At 64.8% G+C, this 21,030-nt stretch carries 21 protein-coding genes; 11 read left to right on the top strand and 10 right to left on the bottom strand.

What is annotated here, in order from left to right:
• Positions 1 to 173: 173 nt before the first annotated feature.
• The 4 genes from JHD07_RS04875 to JHD07_RS04860 are packed head-to-tail and all read right to left on the bottom strand — an operon-like array spanning position 174 to position 3,425.
• Positions 174 to 620: a chemotaxis protein CheW gene (locus JHD07_RS04875; RefSeq protein ID WP_061023362.1), complete on the bottom strand. Its 447-nt coding sequence runs from the start codon at positions 618 to 620 to the stop codon at positions 174 to 176.
• Positions 620 to 2,740: a chemotaxis protein CheA gene (locus tag JHD07_RS04870; RefSeq protein WP_291619544.1), complete on the bottom strand. Its 2,121-nt coding sequence runs from the start codon at positions 2,738 to 2,740 to the stop codon at positions 620 to 622. Before JHD07_RS04870 ends, JHD07_RS04875 begins: the two co-directional genes overlap by 1 nt.
• The gene (locus tag JHD07_RS04865; RefSeq protein WP_291619543.1) at positions 2,737 to 3,102 is read right to left on the bottom strand and encodes a response regulator; all 366 of its coding nucleotides are present in this window, start codon (positions 3,100 to 3,102) and stop codon (positions 2,737 to 2,739) included. The genes JHD07_RS04870 and JHD07_RS04865 overlap by 4 nt, the downstream gene beginning before the upstream one ends.
• Positions 3,102 to 3,425, bottom strand: a complete 324-nt coding sequence (locus JHD07_RS04860; RefSeq protein ID WP_291619541.1) for an STAS domain-containing protein — start codon at positions 3,423 to 3,425, stop codon at positions 3,102 to 3,104. Before JHD07_RS04860 ends, JHD07_RS04865 begins: the two co-directional genes overlap by 1 nt.
• Before the next feature lie 271 nt (positions 3,426 to 3,696).
• Between JHD07_RS04860 and JHD07_RS04855 the strand changes: the two genes are divergently transcribed.
• The 3 genes from JHD07_RS04855 (at position 3,697) to JHD07_RS04845 (ending at position 7,853) form a co-directional block, all read left to right on the top strand.
• The gene (locus JHD07_RS04855; RefSeq protein WP_291619539.1) at positions 3,697 to 4,833 is read left to right on the top strand and encodes an HD domain-containing phosphohydrolase; all 1,137 of its coding nucleotides are present in this window, start codon (positions 3,697 to 3,699) and stop codon (positions 4,831 to 4,833) included.
• 182 nt (positions 4,834 to 5,015) lie between these two features.
• Positions 5,016 to 5,684: a hypothetical protein gene (locus tag JHD07_RS04850; RefSeq protein ID WP_291619536.1), complete on the top strand. Its 669-nt coding sequence runs from the start codon at positions 5,016 to 5,018 to the stop codon at positions 5,682 to 5,684.
• An 18-nt stretch (positions 5,685 to 5,702) separates the two neighbouring features.
• The gene (locus tag JHD07_RS04845; RefSeq protein WP_291619534.1) at positions 5,703 to 7,853 is read left to right on the top strand and encodes an adenylate/guanylate cyclase domain-containing protein; all 2,151 of its coding nucleotides are present in this window, start codon (positions 5,703 to 5,705) and stop codon (positions 7,851 to 7,853) included.
• Between the two features lie 79 nt (positions 7,854 to 7,932).
• Here JHD07_RS04845 and pobA read toward each other — a convergent pair whose 3' ends face one another.
• Complete coding sequence (gene pobA / locus JHD07_RS04840) at positions 7,933 to 9,105, bottom strand: 4-hydroxybenzoate 3-monooxygenase (protein ID WP_291619532.1); 1,173 nt, start codon at positions 9,103 to 9,105, stop codon at positions 7,933 to 7,935.
• Between the two features lie 50 nt (positions 9,106 to 9,155).
• Here pobA and JHD07_RS04835 point away from each other — a divergent pair, with 50 nt between their 5' ends.
• Positions 9,156 to 10,058 (top strand): helix-turn-helix domain-containing protein, encoded by a 903-nt coding sequence (locus tag JHD07_RS04835; protein ID WP_291619530.1) that lies wholly within the window; start codon positions 9,156 to 9,158, stop codon positions 10,056 to 10,058.
• Between the two features lie 19 nt (positions 10,059 to 10,077).
• Here JHD07_RS04835 and JHD07_RS04830 read toward each other — a convergent pair whose 3' ends face one another.
• On the bottom strand, positions 10,078 to 11,106 hold the full coding sequence (locus JHD07_RS04830) for a DJ-1/PfpI family protein (RefSeq protein ID WP_291619528.1): 1,029 nt from the start codon (positions 11,104 to 11,106) through the stop codon (positions 10,078 to 10,080).
• A gap of 59 nt (positions 11,107 to 11,165) precedes the next feature.
• Between JHD07_RS04830 and JHD07_RS04825 the strand changes: the two genes are divergently transcribed.
• Positions 11,166 to 11,879 (top strand): DJ-1/PfpI family protein, encoded by a 714-nt coding sequence (locus JHD07_RS04825; protein ID WP_291619526.1) that lies wholly within the window; start codon positions 11,166 to 11,168, stop codon positions 11,877 to 11,879.
• Between the two features lie 35 nt (positions 11,880 to 11,914).
• The gene (locus JHD07_RS04820; protein ID WP_291619524.1) at positions 11,915 to 12,304 is read left to right on the top strand and encodes a nuclear transport factor 2 family protein; all 390 of its coding nucleotides are present in this window, start codon (positions 11,915 to 11,917) and stop codon (positions 12,302 to 12,304) included.
• 41 nt (positions 12,305 to 12,345) lie between these two features.
• On the opposite strand, the gene pcaG is transcribed toward JHD07_RS04820, so the two are convergent.
• Positions 12,346 to 12,972 (bottom strand): protocatechuate 3,4-dioxygenase subunit alpha, encoded by a 627-nt coding sequence (gene pcaG / locus JHD07_RS04815; RefSeq protein ID WP_291619523.1) that lies wholly within the window; start codon positions 12,970 to 12,972, stop codon positions 12,346 to 12,348.
• Between the two features lie 31 nt (positions 12,973 to 13,003).
• Positions 13,004 to 13,759 (bottom strand): protocatechuate 3,4-dioxygenase subunit beta, encoded by a 756-nt coding sequence (gene pcaH, locus JHD07_RS04810; RefSeq protein ID WP_291619521.1) that lies wholly within the window; start codon positions 13,757 to 13,759, stop codon positions 13,004 to 13,006.
• 93 nt (positions 13,760 to 13,852) lie between these two features.
• Between pcaH and JHD07_RS04805 the strand changes: the two genes are divergently transcribed.
• The 3 genes from JHD07_RS04805 (at position 13,853) to JHD07_RS04795 (ending at position 17,705) form a co-directional block, all read left to right on the top strand.
• Positions 13,853 to 14,782 (top strand): LysR family transcriptional regulator, encoded by a 930-nt coding sequence (locus tag JHD07_RS04805; protein WP_291619519.1) that lies wholly within the window; start codon positions 13,853 to 13,855, stop codon positions 14,780 to 14,782.
• Positions 14,783 to 14,860: 78 nt separating this feature from the next.
• Positions 14,861 to 16,165, top strand: a complete 1,305-nt coding sequence (pncB, locus tag JHD07_RS04800; protein WP_291619517.1) for a nicotinate phosphoribosyltransferase — start codon at positions 14,861 to 14,863, stop codon at positions 16,163 to 16,165.
• A gap of 229 nt (positions 16,166 to 16,394) precedes the next feature.
• On the top strand, positions 16,395 to 17,705 hold the full coding sequence (locus JHD07_RS04795) for a GGDEF domain-containing protein (RefSeq protein ID WP_291619515.1): 1,311 nt from the start codon (positions 16,395 to 16,397) through the stop codon (positions 17,703 to 17,705).
• Between the two features lie 30 nt (positions 17,706 to 17,735).
• Here the strand turns inward: JHD07_RS04795 and JHD07_RS04790 are convergent, their stop codons facing one another.
• Together JHD07_RS04790 and JHD07_RS04785 are read right to left on the bottom strand one after the other, a co-directional pair.
• A complete protein-coding gene (locus JHD07_RS04790) occupies positions 17,736 to 18,095 on the bottom strand; it encodes a helix-turn-helix transcriptional regulator (RefSeq protein ID WP_291619513.1) in 360 nt (119 codons plus the stop codon).
• Between the two features lie 90 nt (positions 18,096 to 18,185).
• Positions 18,186 to 18,818, bottom strand: coding sequence for a TetR/AcrR family transcriptional regulator (locus JHD07_RS04785; RefSeq protein ID WP_291619511.1), 633 nt, complete (start codon positions 18,816 to 18,818; stop codon positions 18,186 to 18,188).
• Positions 18,819 to 18,869: 51 nt separating this feature from the next.
• Between JHD07_RS04785 and JHD07_RS04780 the strand changes: the two genes are divergently transcribed.
• Positions 18,870 to 19,136 carry a hypothetical protein gene (locus tag JHD07_RS04780; protein WP_291619549.1) on the top strand — a complete coding sequence of 89 codons (267 nt, stop codon included), beginning with the start codon at positions 18,870 to 18,872 and terminating at the stop codon, positions 19,134 to 19,136.
• A gap of 352 nt (positions 19,137 to 19,488) precedes the next feature.
• Positions 19,489 to 21,030: MFS transporter (locus JHD07_RS04775; protein ID WP_291619509.1), on the top strand; the 1,542-nt coding region annotated here is incomplete at its 3' end.

Genomic DNA, 21,030 nt, shown 5'->3' with positions numbered 1-21,030 from the left:
ATTTGCACGCGAGATCAGCGCCTCGGATCCGCTAATCATGTCGGTGAGCTTGAGATAAGCTACGCCGCCCGCGATCATCGAGAGCACGATGATCAAACCGAACGAACTCGCCAACTTCGCCTTGACCGTAAACCGCATGTAGTCCCCCAATTGCCTCGAATCGCCCACAGGCTTCAATTCAGGATCCGTTCCATGTTCGGAACGATGACAAACTCTTCACGCCACTTGGTGATGAAGCGGATGTATTCCGGCTTCCAATGCATTCCGACCCGCGGCGTCTGCTGCACGTCGGCCTGGGAGATCTCCGTGACCTCGTAAACCTTGTCCGCGGTGACGCCCACGAGAACCGGCTCGTTCTCGATCTCGATCTCGATGACGACGATGCGCGAATCGGCCGAGCTGTCGGTCTGCGGCATGCCGAACCGGATGCGCAGATCGGCGAGAGGGATGACGTTGCCGCGCACGTTGATCACGCTGGGCACGAAATCGCGCGCGCCCGCGACCTTCGTCACCGGCACGGGATCGATGATCTCCCGCACCAGCCCGGCGTCGAGCGCGAACTTCTCGTCACCGAGGCCGATCATCACGACCTGCATTGCGTCCGCCTGCTGCTGGTTCATCACGCCGCCTCGCTGATGTGCTTCTCGACCTTCGACTGCGCCAAAGCGACGAGCTGGGCGACGTCCAGGATCAGGGCTGCCGTGCCATCGCCGAGAATGGTCGCGCCGGAGAAGATGGTCACGTCCGAATGCAACTTCGACAGCGACTTGATCACCGTCTGGTGGTTGCCGATGATCTGGTCGGCGACGAGGCCGACCTGCGTCTCGCCGGTCGAGATGATGATGGTCTTCTGGTGCTGGTCGGGCGAACCGTCGACCGAGAGAATGTCGCGCAAGCGCAGGAAGGGCACGAGATTGCCGCGCACATTGAGGAAGTTGCGGCCGCGCGAGCGTTCGTCCTCGGCCGTCAGCTCAACACACTCCTCGACCGCCGGCAGCGGAATGATGTAGCGGCCTTCTCCGACCCGGATCAGCAGACCCTCGATGATCGCGAGGGTCAGCGGCAGGCGCAGCGTCACGGTGGTGCCCTGGCCCGGCCTGGTCGACAAATCGATCGAGCCGCGCATGTTCTCGATGGTGCGCTTGACCACGTCCATGCCGACGCCGCGGCCCGACAGCGCCGAGATGGTCTGGGCGGTCGAGAAGCCCGGATGGAACAGGAACTGGTGGATTTCGTGGTCGGTCAGCACGGCGCCGGCCGCGATCAGGCCCTGCTCTTCCGCCTTCGCGCGGATGCGCGCGGTGTTGAGACCGCCGCCATTGTCCTTCACGGTGACCAGCACCTGCGCGCCGGAATGCACGGCGGCGAGCTCGATGCGGCCCTGCTCGGTCTTGCCATTGGCAGCGCGCGTGGCGTTGTCTTCGATGCCGTGGTCGATGGCATTGCGAATCAGGTGCACCAGCGGATCGGCCAGGCACTCGATCATGGTCTTGTCGAGCTCGGTATCCTCGCCCGTGGTGACGAATTCGACCGGCTTGGACAGATCGCGCGACAGGTCGTGCACGAGGCGGCGGAAGCGGCCGAACAGGGAGCCGATCGGCACCATGCGCGCGCCCATCGTGGTGTCGCGCAGGGAAGAGGCAAGGCGCTCGATCTCCTCGGCGATCATCTTGATCGAGAGGTCGGAGCCGGACGAAGCGAGCTGGGTCAGCCGCGCCTGGGCGATGACGAGTTCGCCGACACGGTCCATCAGCTCGTCGAGACGTTCGGCCTGGACGCGGACGGTGGCGATGCCGCGCTCCTGCTTGACGTCGTCGCGCTTGGCCGGCGCCGCTTCGCGCTTGATCTCGGCTTTCGGCTCGGTCGCCGCTTCGGCCTTAGCAGTTTCCGTCTTCGGCTCTGCTTTTGCAGCGGGCTGCTCGGCAACGGGTGCTGGAGCCGCCTCGGCCACCGCCACGACCGTCTCGGCCGTTGGCGCGGGTTCTTCGTCGAGAAGCCGGAACAAGGGTCCCGGCGCGGGCGCTTCGACCTGCTCCAGCGGCGCGAGCGTCAGCTTCATCTCGTCCTGGACGAACATGAAGACGTCGTCGATCGCGTCCTTGTCACAGGCCGCGTGCAGCTTGACGTCCCACTTCAGATAGCAGTCTTCCGGCTCCATCTCGTCGAGGAACGGGATGCCGTCCGTGACCGGGACCACGAAGCAGGGCCCGAGCTTGCAAAGATCTTCCAGCAGATCGAGCGGATTCGAGCCGTTGCGCAGAACGTGCGATTCGAATTCAAGGTACAGGTGCCAGCCGGCCTGCTTGCTGTCGCCGGGGACCAACGGCGGCGCCTCGGCGATCTGAACGGCGGGTGCGGCAGGCTGGTCGAACGAAACGAAGCGCTTGAGGTCGTCGAGGATGGCTTCGCCGATGATGTCGTCGGTCGACTGCGGATCCTCGATCAGCGCGCGGATGTAGTCCTTGGCGGCCAGCGCGACCGAGATCAGCTCCTGCGTCGGCTTGATCTCGCCCTTGCGGACGCGGTCGAAGGCGGTCTCGAACTCGTGTGTGAAGGAGGCGACCTTGTCGAAGCCGAACATGGCGCCCGATCCCTTGATCGTATGCAGGGCGCGGAAGGCGGAATCGACCAGTTCGCGGTCGTCGGGACGCTGACCGAGGTCGAGCAGGGCCCCTTCCAGAACCTCGAACAGCTCGCTGGCTTCCTGGCGGAAGATCTCGGTCGGATCCATTGCACTCATGCGCGCACCAGCTTGGCGACCACGGAGAGCAACTGCTCGGGCTTGAAGGGCTTGGTGATCCAGCCGGTGGCGCCGGCGCTCTTGGCTTCCTGCTTCACCGTCTCGTTGGATTCGGTGGTCAGGAACACGATGGGCATGCCGACGGCGCTCGGCAGCTTGCGCAATGCGCGGATCAGCTCCAGCCCGTTCATGACGGGCATGTTGAGGTCGGTGATGACGAGATCGAGCTTGGCAGCTTGCGCCTTGGCGAGCCCCTGGGCGCCGTCGCCCGCCTCGATCACGTTGTGACCGGCCGGCTCGAGCACGACCTTGATCATTTGCCGAATGCTGGGGGAGTCGTCGACCGTGAGAATCGTGGCCATCAGGTGCCATCTTTCTTTTGCGGGAGATGCTGATCGAGCATCGCATCGCTGGCGAAGCCCGCGCGGCGAAGCGTATTGCGCAGAGACTGCGAGAAGGAGGTCAGGACCACCGGACGGCCTTGGGCCTCGCCCGTCTTGGCGGTCGACAGCAGAAGCTGGATCGAGGTCACGTCGGCCTTGTCGACGCTCGAGCAATCGATCTCGAGTCGCTCCTGCCGGCCGAAAGCCTCGCGAATGAGCTCATAGACGTTGCGAATGGCTGCGATGCTGCAGTCCGCGGGTAACCGCAACGACCATTTAGGCTCCGTCGGATTGAGCGCCATCGCTGCCCCGCCTTTGCTAAGAATCCCGCTACACGTTTTGTTTGAGTCGAGTGAGCAAACTCCTAACGCGAGCATCCGTACAACTACGGGTCACACTTTCAGAGGGTTCGCGTCGTTGCATGCAAGGTGGGCGGACTGCTGAAATCTCGTGCGAGGCACGCATATTCCCGGCGTCTCTCACCTCTCTGCAACGGCATTTGCTTCGCGTTAAACGCGCCTGGGTTATGGCTGGGGTTCTTGCCTTCGCCAGCGAACAGAGCCCGGCCGACAGATGCTGACCCAAGCACTCCTGGTTGACGACAGCCGCTCCGTCCTCAACTTCCTGAAACGTCATATCGAGGCCGACGGTCTGGTCGAGGTCACCGCCTTGCTCGATCCCGTGGAGGCGCTGGCTTGCGCGCAGGAGCGCGTCTTCGATCTGGTGCTGGTCGACTACGAGATGCCGCATATGGACGGCATCAGCTTCATCCGCAGCTTCCGCGAGCTTCCCGGCTGCGCCGACATCCCGATCGCGATGATCACGTCGCATCAAACCGATGACCTCAAGATGGAAGCGCTGCAGGCTGGTGCAACCGATTTCCTGCCCAAGCAGCGACAAAGCCTCGAGATGACGGTGCGTCTTCGGAATTTGGTTCAGCTTGGTGCAGCTGTGCGCAAGCTCAACGACCGCGCCGCGCATCTGGCCAGCGACGTCGCAGCGGCCACACGAAAGCTCGGCGAGCGCGAGGAGGAGATCATCCTGCGGCTGGCGCTCGCGGTCGAGTACCGCGACAACGACACCGGGGAGCACACGTTGCGGGTAGCCAGGTACAGCCGCGTCATCGCCGAGCAGCTCGGCTTGCCCTCCCGGCTGTGCCGCGACATCTATCTGGCTGCGCCCCTGCACGACGTTGGCAAGGTCGCCATTCCCGACCACATCCTGCTCAAGCCGGGTAAGCTCAGCGACGAAGAGATGGCGGTAATCCGGACGCATGCGACGATCGGCGAGCGGATCCTGGCCGATTCCAGCTGCGAGCTGATCCGGCTCGGCGCGCAGATCGCCGCAGGCCATCACGAGCGCTGGGACGGCGCGGGCTATCCGAACGGCCTCAAGGCGGATGAAATCCCGGTCGCCGCACGCGTGGTCGCGGTGGCCGACGTCGTTGACGCATTGACGACGCGGCGGCCGTACAAGGAGCCGATGCCGCTCGAGGCGGCTCGCAGCTACCTCGCCGAGAACGCGGGACGGCAGTTCGACCCGGCCTGTGTCGGGGCCTTTCTGTCGCGCTGGGACGAGGTGGTCGCGATCGCCGGCGGTCAGCGGACGATTCCTGGTCAAAGCAGTGAGGCCCCCCTCGCTCCATCTATGGAGAATGCGGCCGAGAGCCTTTCAGGCGAGGATCATTCGGCCGCGGTCCCGACCGCCTGAGACGACCCCCGCCAACATCTTGCCGCAGCGGCCTTTTTCTCGGTCGCCGGTTTGAACCTGTTCCTGCTAAACTGGCACCAAGAACCAAGAGTGATTCTGGTCACACTTGCCCCGGCGTCCTGCTGCTAGGCATCGAACCAGGACGGGGCACCAGAGCATCGTCGAATTGGATGAGAATTCCCATGAAAAGCCTGATCGGCGCCTGTGTCGGCGCGTTCTGCCTTGCGACCCCGGCTTTGGCTGAGACGCCTGCAGCTATCGTCGAGGACGTCCAGGGCAAGGTCGACGGCATCGCGTTCATGGACTATGTGGCGCCGGGCAAGATCATCAAGCTCGGCCCCAAGGCCAGCATCACGCTCAGCTACCTGAAATCCTGCCAGCGCGAGACCATCAGCGAGGGAGTGGTCCTGATCGGCGCCGAGCAGAGCACCGTGCAGCTGGGCGAGGTCAAGCGGGAGAGGGTGCCCTGCGATACCAATGCGACCAAGCTGTCCGAGCGCGAAGCGAACCAGAGTGCCGCAACGACCTTCCGCACCGTGCGGTCGGACGCCAAGGCCGCGCCGGCCAAGCTGCCGACGCTCTACGGCGTCTCGCCACTGGTGCAGGCCAAAGCCGGCGGCACGCTGGTGATCGAGCGGACCGACGGCAAGGAGCCCACGATCAGCGTACCGCTGAAGGGCGACGCCATGGTCGGCGGCAAGTTCTATGATTTTGGCAAGGCCGGGAAGACCCTGACGCCGGGCGGGAGCTACCTCGCCATTCTCGGGGCCAAGCGCTACACCTTCCAGATCGACGCCAGCGCCACCTCCTCGCCGACCCCGATCATCGGCCGCCTGCTGCGTCTCGAATAGACGCTCAGCGACGGTGCGATGCGGCGGATCGGGGGACGGGACATCATTGTGGCGATCCTGATCGCGCTGCTTGCGGGCGCGATCTTCACCTCGCCACCGCTGCAGACGCTGCAGGGTCTCTCCCTCGACCTCCTCACGGCGCTGCGCGGCAAGCTGGCCGGCGAGCGCCGCGATCCCGCGACATCGCCGGTCGTCGTCGTGGCGATCGATGGAGAGACCTACGACACGCCGCCCTTCAAGGGATCGCCGACGCAGACCTGGACTCGCGAGATCGGCCGGGTGCTCGCCAGCATCAGCGAGGGCGGCGCCAAGGTGATCGGCTTCGACGTCATCTTCAAGAATTCGATGGAGCAGTCCGAGATTCCCTTTGGCGACGCTCCGCTCGGTGCCCGCATGCGGGGATTCGACCGGGACTATCTGATCGCGCTGCGGCAGATCTCGGACAACGGCAAGCTGGTGCTCGGCGAGATCCTGAGCAACGACCATCCAGAATCGCCCTACCGTGCGCAGCGGTTGGCGGTGCGCAACAACGTCCGTGCGCTCAATGTCCACACCGACGCGGACGATGTCATCCGGCGGATGCCGCTCAGCTTCTCCATCGATGGCCAGACGGTGCCCACGATGGCGGTCGAGCTCGCCGCGCGCGCGCTCGGCGCGAAGGTGGAGATTGCGCCATCCGGCGCGGCCGAGCTGTCGGGCTACGCAATCCCGAGCGCCGTGCCGAATACGCTGACGCTCAACTTCCGCGGCCTCGGCCGCGACGTTCCGACCTTCTCCTTTGCCGATCTGCGTGCCTGCGTCGAAAAAGGCGACCGCGACTTCTTCCGCCGCGCCTTCGAGGGCAAGGTCGTGCTGCTCGGCACCATCCTCAACTTCGAGGACCGCAAGCTCACCTCGATGCGCCTGTCCGGCGGCCATGACGGGACGCCGGGGGCACAATGTGCCCTGCCCGCGCCCGCCAGCACCGCGCAAAAGGCGCGCAGCGACGTCGCCGGTGTGTTCGTGCACGCCGCTGCGGTCCGAAACCTGATCGAGCGCGATGCCGTGACCGAGCTCGGCTTTCCCGCGCGGACCCTTCTCACGGTCGTGTTCGCACTCGTTGTCGCGTGCGCGGCCTGCATGCTGGCGCCGGGCACTGCGCTGGCTGCCTGGCTAGGCCTCACCGCCGCTTACGCCGCGGTCGCGGTCGGCGCGTTCGTCCACGCACTGGCGCTGCCTCTGACCGAGCCTGTGCTCGCGAGCCTTGCCGCGCTCGCGACGATGATCGGCTACCGCTTCGTGCTGGCCGATCGCGACGAGCGCTTCCTGCGCAGGAGCTTTGCCTACTATCTCGCGCCCGAGGTCATCGAGACCATGATCGCCTCCGGCAAGATGCCGGCGCTCGGCGGCGAGATGCGCAACGTCACCATGCTCTTCTCTGACCTCAGCGGCTTCTCCTCGATTGCGGAAACCATGACGCCGGTCGAGCTGGTGACGCTGATGAACGAATATCTGTCCGCCATGACCGACATCATCCAAAGCCACGGCGGCTATGTCGACAAATATATCGGCGATTCCATCGTCGCCATGTTCGGCGCGCCGGCCGACGATCCCGCCCACGCGACCAATGCGGTTCGCGCCGCGCTGAAGTGCCACGAAACGCTGGCGGAGCTCAATGCCGGCCATCCCGCTTTCGCCGGCCACGGCCTGTCGCACCGCATCGGGCTCAACAGCGGCGAAGCCGTGGTCGGCAACATCGGCTCGCGCCGCCGCTTCAACTACACCGTCATGAGCGACACCGTGAACGTCGCCTCGCGGCTCGAGGGCGCCAACAAATATTACGGCACCGCGATCATGGCGTCCGAGACCACGATGGCGCAGACCGGCGACACTTTCGCCTGGCGCGAGCTCGACGCGATCCGTGTGCAGGGCCGCGGCGAGCCGATCAGGGTTTTCGAACCGCTGGCGGAAGCGGGTGCGGAGACCGCAGAGCAAGCGAAGGTGGCGGCAGCATATGCGGAGGGATTGGCGTGCTGGCGGGCGAAGAAGTTTGCGAAGGCGGCTGATGCGTTCGACGGCATCGCGAAGACCGATCCTGCGTCAGCTCGGTTTGCCAAGCGTGCGAAAGCGCTGACTGAGACTCCGCCGCCGCCGGACTGGACACCGGTCAATACGCTGGAAGGAAAGTAGCGTATCAGCCACGCGCGCCTTCATCCCTCTCCCCTTGTGGGAAAAGGGACGGCAGCACTCACGTTGGCGAGATCATTCCCTAGAACGGCAGCCCCACATAATTCTCCGCGAGCAGGCGCTGCGCGGTCTCGGACGAGAGCAGATAGTCCAGCTCCGTCTGCTGCAGCCGGTCCTCGTAGTCGATCCGGTCGGGGAAGCGGTGCAGCATCATCGTCATCCACCAGGAGAAGCGCTGCGCCTTCCAGATCCGGGCGAGCGCCTTGGCGGAATAGCCTGCAAGGCCTGAATCATCGCTGCGCTGATAATGCGCGAGCAGAGCGTGATAGAGATAATAGATGTCGGACGCGGCGCTGTTCAGCCCGCGCGCGCCAGTCGGCGGCACGATATGCGCGGCATCGCCGGCGAGGAACAGGCGGCCATAGCTCATCGGCTCGGCGACGAAACTGCGCAACGGGGCGATGCTCTTCTCGATCGACGGACCCGTGATCATGCGGCCGGCAACCTCCTCCGGCAGGCGGCGCTTCAGCTCGGCCCAGAACGCGTCATCGCTCCAGTCCTCCACCTTGTCGGTCAAGGGCACCTGGATGTAGTAGCGGCTGAGCACCTGCGAGCGCAGCGAACAGAGCGCAAAGCCGCGCGCGTGCTTCACATAGATCAGCTCGGGCGATACCGGCTTGGTGCGCGATAGCACCCCGAGCCAGCCGAACGGATAGACCTTCTCATATTCGCGCAGCACGTCCTTCGGGATCGACCTGCGGCTGACGCCGTGGAAACCATCAGCGCCGACGATGTAGTCGCAATCGACGCGGACCGTCTCGTCGTTCGAGCGATAGGTGACGTAAGGACGGTCCGACGTCAGATCGTGCGGCGTCACATCCTGCGCATCATGCACGACCTTGCCGCCGAGCCGGTCGCGCGCCTCGTAGAGGTCGCGCGTCAGCTCGGTCTGGCCGTAGACCAGCACCGAATTGCCCCCGGAATGCTTGTGCAGGTCAATTTTCGAGAGCACGCCGTCATGGGAGATCTCGAACCCCCGATGGATCTCGCCCTCGCGGTCCATCCGCTCGCCGCACTGCGCCTCGCGCATCAGTTCGGCAAAGCCGTGCTCGAGCACGCCGGCACGGATGCGGGCGAGGACGTGATCGCGGCTGTATTTCTCCAGCACGATCGTGTCGATGCCCTTGAGGTGCAGGAGCTGGGATAGCAGCAGCCCGGACGGGCCACCGCCGATGATACAGACCTGAACTTTCATTTTTGCGTCCTCCCGTCGGCACTTTTTTGCAGAAGTCGCGCCGCAAACCGATGGAGGGTTTCGCCATTGTCTTGTACTATTCGAACATGAGAAACGCAGCCCCCGCCCCGGCAATCCGGGTCTACAATCTGTTCGGGGAATCCGGCGACCTGCCCGACGTCGTGCATTGCGAGACCATTGCGGCCCGCTCGGTGCTGCACGATTGGACGCTGGCCGTGCACCGCCATGCCCGGCTGCACCAGGTGCTGCTGATCGAGCGCGGCGGCGGCGAAGCAACACTCGACGGTCGCGTGGTATCTTTGAGGCCGATGCAGATCGTCAACGTGCCCGTCGGCCATGTCCATGGCTTCGGCTTCGAGCCGAATACGCAAGGCTGGGTCCTGACGATCGCTGCGGAAATCCTCGACGAAGCGCTGCTCGCCGCCGAGGGATTGCGGGGCGCCCTGTCGCAATCGGCGGTGGTACGCGGCACGCCGCAGATTCGCGCGATGATGAAGCAGATCTTCGCCGAGCATGCCGCGCGCGACTTTGGCCGGGCCCATGTGCTGCGCGCCCTGTCATCGGCCATGATGGGGCTGGTGGCCCGCGCCCTCGCGAGCGAAAGCGGCGGCAGCGGCACGGCGCAGACCGGACTGTTTCGCCGTTTCGAAGCCCTGCTGGAGCAGCATCATCTGGAGCGCTGGAGCGTCGCCGACTATGCCAGAGCCATGTCGATCACGCCCACTCACCTCAACCGGGTGACGCGCGCTGCGACCGGCGACACGGCCTCGCATCTGATCCTCAACCGCCTGGTCCGCGAGGCGCGGCGCAACCTCGTCTACACCAACCTGCCGGTCTCGACGATTGCCTATGCGCTCGGCTTCGACGATCCCGCCTATTTCAGCCGGGTCTACGCCGCGGCCACGGGCGTATCGCCGCGCGCGTTTCGTGCGCGGCTCCATGGCGGCGAATAGACCCCTCGACCAATCGGCTTCAGACGCCGAACCGGCGGCGATAGTCCTGCGGCGCCGTCGACAGCACGCGCAGGAAGCTGCGGCGCATCGTCTCCTCCGATCCAAAACCGCAGCGCTGGGATATCCGCTTCATCGGCAGGCGCGTCTCCGACAGCATCCGTCGGGCGGCCTCCACCCTCAGCCGTTCGATTGCGCGCAACGGGGTCTGTCCGGTCGCTCTGGCATAGTGCCGGCTGAAACTGCGCTCGCTCATGCCGGCCTGATTGGCCAGTCTGGAAAGCGAAAGATCGCTGGAAAGATGCTCGATGATCCAATCGTGCAGGGCGCCGAACTCGTCCTCGGCCGACTGCAAGGACAGTGTCTCGCTGAACTGCGCCTGCCCTCCCGGCCGCTTGAGGAAGACGACGAGATAGCGTGCCACCGCCAGCGCCGTCGTGCGGCCCAGATCCTCCTCTACCAGCGCCAGCGCCAAGTCGATGCCAGCCGTCACGCCTGCGGACGTCCACATTGCGCCGTCGCGCACGAAGATCGGATCGGATTCGACGCGTACGGCGGGAAACCGCCGCGCGAGCTCGGCGCAGTACGACCAGTGCGTGACCGCGCGCCGCCCGTCGAGCGCACCCGATGCGCCGAGCAGGAATGCTCCGGTGCAGACTGACGCCACACGGCGCGCCTTCCTCACGCGCCGGCGCAGCCAAGCGAGCAGCGCCGGATCGGCAGCAGCGAGGTCGACGCCGGGACCGCCCGCGACCACCAGCGTATCCAGCGCGGCAGTGCTGCGCGGCAATGCGTCGGTTACGACTTCCAGCCCCGACGAGGCCGCCACGCGCGCGCGATCCTTTGCCACGACACGCAGGACGTAAGGTGCGGTTCCGCCGGCCTGCACGATCTGCTCGTTGGCGGTCGCGAACACCTGGAGCGGCCCTGTCACATCCAGCAACTGCACCGCCGGATAGGCCAGCACTTCGATAACACGGGCGGCCTGGGCCGCGGCTGGGCGCACGGCATGTGATCGCGAGTTTGGCGGGAAACGAGGGGACTTTGGCATCTTGGCCACAGCCTGACCCGTTAGGTTGCCCCTGTCCAGCTGCGAATTGAGGACGACCCATGATCCTACCAGAGACGCACCTGCAAATCGGATCCCTGCTGTTCGATGGCCTCGACCAGATCGATCTGACGGGCCCCTTCGAAGTGCTCTCGCGTATCCCGAATGCGACCTATCGCGTCTACGCCAAGACGACCGACCCTGTCCGCGACGTCAAGGGCCTGCAATTGACTCCAGATGCAACGCTGGCAGCAGCACCGAAGCTCGACGTGCTGCATGTGCCCGGCGGCTTCGGTCAGGAAGCCTTGATGGAGAACGAGGAGATCCTGGCCTGGATCACGCAACAGGCAGCGGGTGCGCGCAGCGTATTCTCGGTCTGCACCGGCGCCCTGCTGCTCGGCGCGGCCGGATTGCTCAGGGGACGGCGGGCAACGACCCATTGGGCCTCATTCCACCTGCTGCCGTTGCTCGGCGCCATTCCGGTCAACGAGCGCGTCGTGGTGGATGGGACCTGGATCTTCGCCGCCGGCGTCACCGCCGGAATTGACGGCGCACTACGGCTCGCTGCCGAGCTGCGCGGCGACGATGCCGCGCGCGCGATCCAGCTCTACATGCAATATGCGCCCGAGCCGCCGTTCGACAGCGGCACGCCGGAGCGCGCGCCCGGCGCCATCCTCGATCAGGCAAGGCGCGCGGTGGCCGACATCACCGCACAGCGCGAGGCGACGGCCAGGCGCGTCGCGTCGCGACTTGGGATCGTCCCCACTCGAGAGTGATTTCCGGAAGCCCCCCGCATTCGAGAGAGACAACGATGAGCACGAAGACCTTCACCAAGACGGCGCCGCCGGAATGGCTGCTCGCGATGTGGAGAGAAATCGACGACAAGACCTTCGGCAAGGGTTTCGACTGCTTCGCCGAGGATGCGATCTGCAATCTCGGCGCCGCGGACTGGCACGGCCGTGAGACGATCCGTAGCAATCTTCGGCAGTTCATCGATCGCGGCGTCACCGCGCTCCATGATGTGATCGAGTACTGGGACAGCCCCCTGCTCAAGATCTTTCGCGGCGAGGTATCAATGCGCTTCGACGATCCCAACGTCGCGCCCGTGCAGCCGACGATGGTCCATTTCTTCTACATGGACGAAGAGGATCCCACCAAGGTCAAACACTGGATCGGGGCCGTCGGACCGACGGCCTTCTAGCTTGGATCGGCCTCATCTTTCGGTGAGGCCGATCGCATGGCTTAGACGTCGAAGAACACCGTCTCGTCCGGCCCCTGCAGATTGACCGTGAAGGAATACACGACCTTGCCGGCACGCTCGCAGCGGGTTGCGATCAACGTCTTGCGGCGCACTGGCTGCTCGATCAGGTTGAGCACGGGGTCGGCGGCGTTGGCGGCCTCCTCGTCCGAGAAGTAAAGTCGCGTGTTGAGGCCGATGTTGATGCCGCGCGCGACGATCCAGACATTGACATGCGGCGCGCACTTCCGCCCCGCTTTATCGGTGATCGCGCCCGGCTTGATGGTCTCGAAGGTGACGAGGCCGCTGTCGAAGTCGGAGCCGGCGCGGCCCCAGCCGCGAAAGTCCTCTTCAAGTGCGCCCGCCGAACGGTCCGCCGGATGGTTGTATCGGCCGGCCGCATTGGCCTGCCAGATCTCCAGCAGCACGTCGCGCAGCGGCGTGCCGGTGCCGTCTAGCACCCTGCCCTCCAGCGTGATGCGCTCGCCCTTGGTGTTCGGCGTCACCAGCACGTTGGAGAAATTCTTTTCGAAAATGTCGAAGCCGGCCATGGCCGGGATCAGGCCGATATGGACGTAGGGCCCCGCGGTTTGCGAAGCTGTCTCCTTGAGGTAGTCGAGCGGCTGCGGCATGGGCTCAGTTCCCCGCGGTGCGATTTTCGAATTAGGTGGAGCGCTGGCCGCGCAGCACGATGTCGAAGCGGTAGGCCAGCGAATCGAACGGCGTCGAGGCGTTGAGGTCGAGCGGCGCCACGAGTCGGTCGAGCGCATCCTTGTCCGGGATCGTCGTCAGGATCGGGCACACCGGGATCAGCGGATCGCCCTCGAAATACATCTGCGTGATCAGCCGCTGCGCAAAGCCCGACCCGAACACCGAGAAGTGGATGTGCGCGGGGCGCCAGCTGTTGACGTAGTTGCGCCAGGGATACGGTCCCGGCTTCACCGTGCGGAAATAGTAGTAGCCGGTGTCGTCGGTCAGCGCGCGGCCGCAGCCGCCGAAATTCGGATCGATCGGCGCCAGATAAGTGTCCTTCTTGTGCCGGTAGCGGCCGCCGGCATTGGCCTGCCAGAACTCGACCAGCGTATTCGGGACGCCCCGACCGGTTTCGTCGACCACGCGTCCGTGCACGATGATGCGCTCGCCGATGGGATCACCGTCCTTGGCGTAGTTGCGGATCAGATCATTGTCGAGCGGGCCGAGATCGTTGTGCCCGAACACGGGCCCTGACATCTCAGAGATGGAGGTCTCCAGCGACAGCAGCGACTGGCGTGGCGAGCGCAGCACCGAGGACTTGTACCCCGGCGCATGCGCCGGCGGATGGATCGAACGATCGCGCTGGAAGAAGCCGCCGTCGCTCGGCCTGAAAGGCTCGGGGCGGTTGAGGCGGGAATCCTGCAAGGCTGGCGCCTGGACGTTCATCGGCGTTGTCTCTCCCTGGGGCGCCCGGACCCGGACGCGGCTTATCGAGAGATCATGAGCCGCCCTATTCTCAAGATAAATAGATGAATTATAATGAATTGCATGAAGGAAATCGATCATTTGACCCTCGACGGCCACGCCCTCGAGCTGTTCCTGGCGGTGCTGGAAGAAGGCTCGGTGACGGCGGCAGCGACGCGGCTCGGCCTCACCCAGTCTGCCGTCAGCCACGGCTTGAACAAGCTGCGGCGGATCGCAGGCGATCCGCTGTTCGCGAAATCCGGTCGCGGCATCGTCGCGACGGCGCACGCCCAGGCGCTGGCGACCAAGGCACGCGCGCTGATCGACGAGATGCGCAGCTTCGCCGGCGGCGTCACGTTCGAGCCGCCGCGCGCGCAGCTCTCGCTGACGGTCGCCGCCAACGACTTCCAGCGCGACCTGCTGCTGCCGCGGTTCTTCGACCACGTTGCCGCGCAAGTGAAGAGCCTGAACCTGCGCGTGATTCCCTCGCAATCGCCTTCGCCCGCGATGTTGCGCGAGAACCGCTGCGACCTCCTGATCACGCCGCTGCCGCCGTCCGGCGTCGACATCGTGCAAAAGCGGCTGCTGCGAGATCATTACGTCTGCTACTACGACGCCAAGGCACGGGCCGCGCCGGCGAGCCGCAACGCCTACCTCGCGGCGCGCCACATCACCGTGGTCTATACCGACAACGAGCGGCTCGACTTCGACCGGCGGCTGGCCGCGAACGGGCTTCACCGCGACATCGCGATCTCCGTGCCGAGCTTCTCGGGCGTGCCGTCCTTTCTGCGGGGCTCGCAGATGCTGGCGAGCATGCCAAGCCTGCTCGCACCCGGCGTGATGCGGGGCTTTGCCCAGACCCCGATCCCGCTGGCGTCGCGCACGCGGACGCTGGCCGAATTGCCGATGTTCATGGTCTGGCACCAACGCTACCAGAAGGACCCGGCCCATCGCTGGGTCAGGGCCCAGCTCGAGGCCGTTGCGGCGACGGCCGCCAAATCCTGATACCAAGTGCCGTCTTCCGCAAGACTGACCTTCCCAAACCCACTGGTTGCGCAGGGAGAGCCGCGCTAAAATCCCGCCATGACAGTGACCGACATTGCGAGCCGGACCTACAATCACAGCTGGCGGCTGGATCCCATCATCCGCAGCCTGCTTGATACCGACTTCTACAAGCTATTGATGTTGCAGATGATTCGGGAGGATTACCCGAATCAGCAGGTGACCTTCTCGGTCATCAACCGCTCGCGCCATGTGCGTCTCGCCGAGATCATCGACGAAAGCGAGCTGCGTGCCCAGCTCGACCACGCCCGTACCATCCGCTTCAGCAAGAAAGAGCTGATCTGGCTGGCCGGTAACACCTTCTACGGCAAGACCCACATGTTCTCGGCGGATTTCATCCGCTGGCTGGCGGAATTCCGCTTGCCTGAGTACGAGCTGCACAAGGTCGACGGCCAATACGAGCTGCATTTCCATGGCCCGTGGACCCACACCACGATGTGGGAGATTCCGGCGCTCGCAATCCTCAACGAGCTGCGTTCGCGTGCGGCGATGAAGGGCCGCGGCCGCTTCGAGCTCGACGTGCTCTATGCCCGCGCCAAGGCCAAGCTTTGGACCAAGGTGGAGCGGCTGCGCAAGCTGGAGAATTTGCGGCTGTCCGACTTCGGCACCCGCCGCCGTCATGGCTTCCTCTGGCAGCGCTGGTGCGTCGAGGCGGTGAAGGAAGGCCTCGGCTCATCCTTCATCGGCACCTCCAACGTGCTGCTTGCGATGGACAACGATCTCGAAGCCATCGGCACCAACGCGCACGAGCTGCCGATGGTCGCGGCCGCGCTCGCCAGGGACGACGAGGAATTGCGCTGGGCGCCCTATCGCATTCTCGACCAGTGGCGCCAGACTTATGGCGGCAATCTCCTGATCGCGCTGCCGGACGCCTTCGGCACCAAGGCATTCCTGCGCGATGCGCCGGAATGGGTCGCCGACTGGACTGGCTTCCGCCCCGACAGCGCGCCGCCGATCCAGGCCGGCGAGGAGATCATCGCGTGGTGGCAGAAGAAGGGCCGCAATCCCGCGGACAAGCTGCTGGTCTTCTCCGACGCGATGGACGTCGGTTCGATCGAGGAGACCTATCACCACTTCGCCGGGCGGGTGCGGCTCTCCTTCGGTTGGGGCACCAACCTCACCAACGACTTCGTCGGCTGCACGCCGGACGGCTCGTTCAATCTCGATCCGATCTCGCTGGTCTGCAAGGTGTCGTCGGTCGACGGCCAGCCGGCCGTCAAGCTATCGGACAATCCGGAGAAGGCGACCGGCCTGCCCTCGGAGATCGAGCGTTACCTGCGCGTGTTCGGCGACGCCGGGCGCGTGCGCAAGCCGGTGCTGGTCTGACAACACGCGCATCACCACGATGGCGCGCGTGTAGCGCTCATCGCCGATACCGCTCCGGTATCGGTTGATCGGCATTTGAAACGATCTGCGCACATCCACCTTACATTGCTTTCACCTTACGGCGCAGTCATTCGCGATTTTCAGGTCGAGTTAAGCAACCGTCGCCTCTAGTTCAGGTTGCAGATGCAGCGCTCCGTCGGGGGCATTGCGCGATTTGGGGAACGCCAGGGTGTTTGGCAGAACATCAACGTCGATGAAGGGACACAGCTTCCTTCACGTCATCAAGCTCGTGTCGCCTTTCGTGATGGTCGTCCTGCTCCAGGCGGCGATCGCGGGGTTCAGTCTCGAGGTGATGTCCTCGGTCCGAGCCTATGTCGCAGGCGAGGCATTATGGTCACGCTCGCAGAAGAATGCCGTCTATTTCCTCAATCTCTACCTGCATTCGGGTGACCCGGGCCAGTTCGCGCAGTACCAGGCCTCTCTCGCCGTTCCCATCGGGGACGAGTTCGCGCGCTGGGCGCTCGAGCGCGATCCGGTCGACATCGAGTCCGCCCGCATCGGCTTCCTGCAAGGCGGCAACCATCCGGAGGATGTGTCGGGACTGATCTGGCTGTACCGCTACTTCAACCGCGTCAGCTTCCTGCAGGAAGCGATCCAGGAGTGGAGAGCCACCGATCCCATCTTGCTCGAGCTCAGCGTATTCGGCGAGCTCATCCGGTCGGAGCTGGCGAACGGTCCCATTCAAGACGATCGCGTGCAATTTCTGTCGTCTCGGCTCTCAGAGCTCAACACCCAGTTCACGGTACATGCCAAACGTTTTTCCACCGTCCTGGGTGAAGGCTCGAGGGCGATCAAGGTTATGCTGACCTGCATCAACGTCGCCAGCGCGGCAACGCTGATCCTGCTTCTGATCTGGCATACGCGGCGGCTGGTCTTGCAACGCCAGGCGTTCGAGACGGCCTTGCATGCCGAGAAGGAGCGCCTGGCGTGGCAGGCTTCGCACGATTGGTTGACCGGCCTCTCCAACCGTCGCGCCTTCGAGGCGCGCTTGCAAAGCGAGCTGGAGAATCCCGCAGCGGGTGCGCTTGGCCTGATCCTGCTCGACCTCGACCAGTTCAAGGGCGTCAACGACAGCTGCGGCCACCTTGCCGGCGATCGCCTGCTCCGAGAGGTCTCGCGCCTCCTGCAACAGGGCCGACATGCGGATGATCTGGTGGCCCGGCTCGGCGGCGACGAATTCGGCCTAATCCTGCCGCGATGCTCGGCTTTCGATGCCGCCGACATCGCCGAGCGCTTGCGCAGATCGCTCGAGCAGTTCAGTTTCGCCTGGGACGACCGCTGCTTTGTCGCGACCGCCAGCATCGGCGTCGCCTGCATCGCCGACCGCAACACCACGCTCGAGGATGCGATGCGGTGCGCGGATGCCGCCTGCTACCGGGCCAAGGAAAAAGGACGCAACCGCGTTCAGGTCGAGAGCGGGAGACCAAGCGTCGTCGCCGTTACGCCGCAGCCTCGCGAAGCTCTCGCAGCGCGGGCCTGATGGCCTTCGGAGAAGAGAATTGGACGGACCTCAGTTCTTGGATGCCGCCAACGGCCCCTCAGCGGCCGGCGCCTGATGGCGCATGTCGCTCGGGGTCATGCCGAACCGGCGCCGAAACGTGCGATGAAAGTAGGACACGTCGTTGAAGCCTACGACATGCGCGATGTCGCTCACCTTGCGCGAGCGATGCAAGGGATCTCGGAGCAGCCTTGCGGCGCGGAGCAATCGCTGCTCCAGCACGAACTCTGAAAACGTGGTGCCGGTTCGCTCGAACAGGATCTGCACGTAGCGCGCACTGGCGCGGTTGCGCTGGGCAACGTCGCCAAGACTGAGGTCACCGTTGCCCAGCCGCGCCAGCACATCGGCCTTGATCGCCTCGAGACGCGCCACGGCCGCCTCAGTCCATACGCGACTGTACCTTCAGTCCACCCAGGTCAGCGGGCGGGCGGCGCGCCGGATGTAATGGCTCGGCCGCCCCGATCAAGCAAGCCGCCCGCCCAGCGGCAGAATTCCGAGACCGACGAGATGGGTCTCGACGAACTGCTCGATCTGCTGGCGCAGCATCTGCGGCGGCACCGCCACCATACGCTCCTCGAGGCCGAGCGAGATGATGCCGTGCACCGCGGAAAACAGCGTGCGCGAGAGCAGCGCGATCTTCACGTCATCCGCATCCGGCAACAGCCGCACCAGGGGCGGATGCATCAGCGCGAAGGCATCCATGACCATCTGAAGAATGTCGTCCGGATAGGGGCGGTCGTCCTCCATCCGATGCTCGAACAGGGAGCGCAGCAGATTGGCGTGCTCGGCAAAGAAATCGAGATAGGTCGCGGCAAGGCCATAGAGCTGGCGGACCGGATTCTCAGCCGGAACGCCCCGCAGCCGCGCCGTGAGCGCCTGAACCGTCTCCCGATTGACGGTCAGGATGACGCCATCGAAGTCCCCGAACTCGTTATAGACGCTGCCGACCGAGCAGCCGGCAGCCTCCGCGACGTCACGAACCTTCAACGATCTCAGTCCCTTAGCTGAGATGACGCCGCGGGCAATCTCGATGATCTGGAGCCGGCGCCGGAATTTTTTCTGATCGCGTGGCGATTCTTCTTGAACATTGTTCATTTTCGAGCTACTCATGTGAACATTGTTCAAATTAACCAGGAGATCTGCAAAATGCAAACCCTCGCTGTTGATATCGCCGCCACCTTCGTCGATGACGCCGCCGCTCTCGTGACCGGCTTCGGCCGGACCGTGCTGCGGTTCGCGATGGCGCCGATCAATCGCATAGCAAATGCCTGCGACGTCGCCGGCGTGCTCGCGGAACGCCGGGCGACCTTCCGGATGTGGCGGGCGAGCCGTTCGCGCGCCCGGCAGGAGGGCCGCCGATACAGCCTGCTCGGCCGCTTCTCGCCCTTTCGCCACCTCTCCCATCTCACCTGATTCCCACAGCTGGCAGTTGCTCGGCTCGAATGCAAAATCCGGTGGCAAGGAAGGACTCACCATCTCCCGATGTCGGCGGCCGATCCCGCCAGACCTCGGCGATACGGTTCAGCCTTTCCTCATCGCCGGCGCAATATCTGGTCAGGCGCGGCCTCTCGCCGGAGCAGGCCGCGGCCAGATATTTGCGAACCTAACGACAACGCTTGGAGACCAACAGGATCAGAGGGATCGAGGGGACAAAGCAGGCCGGCGACCGCCGCCCTGTCATTGCTCGTCCCCTGCCCTTCCGGTCGTGACGCTTTTTACCGCCAAAGTAACAATCTCAGGCTGCCTTTCCAAAACAGGACTAGTCATGATCAGGGAATTGATGTCGTCACGCCGTTTCGCGCCGCTGTTCTGGGCGCAATTCTTCTCGGCGCTCAATGACAATGTGCTCAAGAACGCACTCGTCATCATCCTGCTTTACAGCGCGGCGACGAGCCACGGCGATGCCTTGGTGACGGTCGCAGGCGCCGTCTTCATCTTCCCCTATTTCATCCTGTCCGGCCTCGGCGGCCAGCTCGCCGACAAATACGTCAAATCCGTCGTCGCAAGGCGGCTCAAATTCGTCGAGATCTTCGCCGCCTGCTTTGCCGCGGCCGGCTTTTTCCTGCATTCGGTGCCGCTGCTGTTCGCCGCGCTCGCGCTGTTCGGCACCATCGCCGCCCTGTTCGGCCCGGTGAAATACGCCATGCTGCCGGACCAGCTCGAACTCGGCGAGCTCGCGACCGGCAACGCGCTGGTCGAAGGTGCCACCTTCATGGCGATCCTGCTCGGCACGGTCGCCGGCGGCCAGTTCGTGGCCGGCTCGACGCATATGGGCTGGGTCGCCTCGGCCGTGGTCGCGCTGGCGCTGTTGTCCTGGGCGTTCGCCGCTCGCATTCCGCAGACGACGCCCTCCGCGCCCGACCTGCGCGTCGATGCCAATCCCTGGACCTCGACGCTCGGCCTGCTCAGGACGCTCTACGCCGACCGCCGGCTGTGGGACGGCACCGTGATCGTCTCCTGGTTCTGGCTGGTGGGCGCCATCGTGTTGTCGCTGCTGCCGGCGCTGATCAAGGAGGTGGTCGGCGGCACCGAGGGCGTGGTGACGTTGTGCCTTGCCATCTTCGCGATCGGTATTGCGATCGGCTCGCTGTTTGCCGCAAGCCTCAGCCATGTCCGCCCCAACCTCGCGTTGGTGCCGATCGGCGCCATCATCATGGGCTTTGCCGGCATCGATCTCGCCTGGGCCATCGGCGTCACCGCCAAGGGGCAGGACATCACCGCGCTGAGCTTTGCGACCTCGTTCGCCGGCCTGCGCATGCTGGCCGACTTCGTCGCCTTCGCATTCGGCGGCGGCCTGTTCGTCGTGCCGTCCTTTGCCGCGGTCCAGGCCTGGTCGCAACCGTCCGAACGCGCCCGCATCATCGCCGCCGGCAACGTGCTGCAGGCCGCCTTCATGGTGGTCGGCTCGCTGTTCGTCGCGCTGCTGCAGGCGGCCGGCCTTCATATCGGCTGGATCTTCTTCGGACTCGGGATTGCCAGCTTCGGCGCGGTCTGGTTCGTGCTGACCAAGTGGGGGAAGGAAGGCGTGCGCGATGCCGGCGGGCTTCTGTTCCGCGCCCTTTTCCGTACCGAAGTGCGGGGGCTCGAAAACCTGCCGCCTCCCGGCACGCGCATGCTGATCGCGCCCAACCACGTCAGCCTGGTCGACGGCCCGCTGCTGCACGCTGTGCTGCCGATCGACGCGAGCTTTGCAGTCGACACCGGCATCGCCAAGGCCTGGTGGGCCAAGCCGTTCCTGCGTGCGGTCAAGCATTACACCATGGACCCGACCAAGCCGCTGGCCGCGCGCGACCTGATCAAGCTGGTC

The sequence above is a fragment of the Bradyrhizobium sp. genome (assembly GCF_016462955.1).
Classification (GTDB): Bacteria; Pseudomonadota; Alphaproteobacteria; order Rhizobiales; family Xanthobacteraceae; genus Bradyrhizobium.
The sequence above is the reverse complement of the archived record's forward strand: the minus strand, read 5'-3'. Positions and strand labels throughout refer to the sequence as shown.

Excerpts from the sequence above, each read along its gene's own strand:
- JHD07_RS04875 (WP_061023362.1), bottom strand. The coding sequence starts at position 620 with ATGAACCAGCAGCAGGCGGACGCAATGCAGGTCGTGATGATCGGCCTC.
- JHD07_RS04870 (WP_291619544.1), bottom strand. The coding sequence starts at position 2,740 with ATGAGTGCAATGGATCCGACCGAGATCTTCCGCCAGGAAGCCAGCGAG.
- JHD07_RS04865 (WP_291619543.1), bottom strand. The coding sequence starts at position 3,102 with ATGGCCACGATTCTCACGGTCGACGACTCCCCCAGCATTCGGCAAATG.
- JHD07_RS04860 (WP_291619541.1), bottom strand. The coding sequence starts at position 3,425 with ATGGCGCTCAATCCGACGGAGCCTAAATGGTCGTTGCGGTTACCCGCG.
- JHD07_RS04855 (WP_291619539.1), top strand. The coding sequence starts at position 3,697 with ATGCTGACCCAAGCACTCCTGGTTGACGACAGCCGCTCCGTCCTCAAC.
- JHD07_RS04850 (WP_291619536.1), top strand. The coding sequence starts at position 5,016 with ATGAAAAGCCTGATCGGCGCCTGTGTCGGCGCGTTCTGCCTTGCGACC.
- JHD07_RS04845 (WP_291619534.1), top strand. The coding sequence starts at position 5,703 with ATGCGGCGGATCGGGGGACGGGACATCATTGTGGCGATCCTGATCGCG.
- pobA (WP_291619532.1), bottom strand. The coding sequence starts at position 9,105 with ATGAAAGTTCAGGTCTGTATCATCGGCGGTGGCCCGTCCGGGCTGCTG.
- JHD07_RS04835 (WP_291619530.1), top strand. The coding sequence starts at position 9,156 with ATGGAGGGTTTCGCCATTGTCTTGTACTATTCGAACATGAGAAACGCA.
- JHD07_RS04830 (WP_291619528.1), bottom strand. The coding sequence starts at position 11,106 with ATGCCAAAGTCCCCTCGTTTCCCGCCAAACTCGCGATCACATGCCGTG.
- JHD07_RS04825 (WP_291619526.1), top strand. The coding sequence starts at position 11,166 with ATGATCCTACCAGAGACGCACCTGCAAATCGGATCCCTGCTGTTCGAT.
- JHD07_RS04820 (WP_291619524.1), top strand. The coding sequence starts at position 11,915 with ATGAGCACGAAGACCTTCACCAAGACGGCGCCGCCGGAATGGCTGCTC.
- pcaG (WP_291619523.1), bottom strand. The coding sequence starts at position 12,972 with ATGCCGCAGCCGCTCGACTACCTCAAGGAGACAGCTTCGCAAACCGCG.
- pcaH (WP_291619521.1), bottom strand. The coding sequence starts at position 13,759 with ATGAACGTCCAGGCGCCAGCCTTGCAGGATTCCCGCCTCAACCGCCCC.
- JHD07_RS04805 (WP_291619519.1), top strand. The coding sequence starts at position 13,853 with ATGAATTGCATGAAGGAAATCGATCATTTGACCCTCGACGGCCACGCC.
- pncB (WP_291619517.1), top strand. The coding sequence starts at position 14,861 with ATGACAGTGACCGACATTGCGAGCCGGACCTACAATCACAGCTGGCGG.
- JHD07_RS04785 (WP_291619511.1), bottom strand. The coding sequence starts at position 18,818 with ATGAACAATGTTCAAGAAGAATCGCCACGCGATCAGAAAAAATTCCGG.
- JHD07_RS04780 (WP_291619549.1), top strand. The coding sequence starts at position 18,870 with ATGCAAACCCTCGCTGTTGATATCGCCGCCACCTTCGTCGATGACGCC.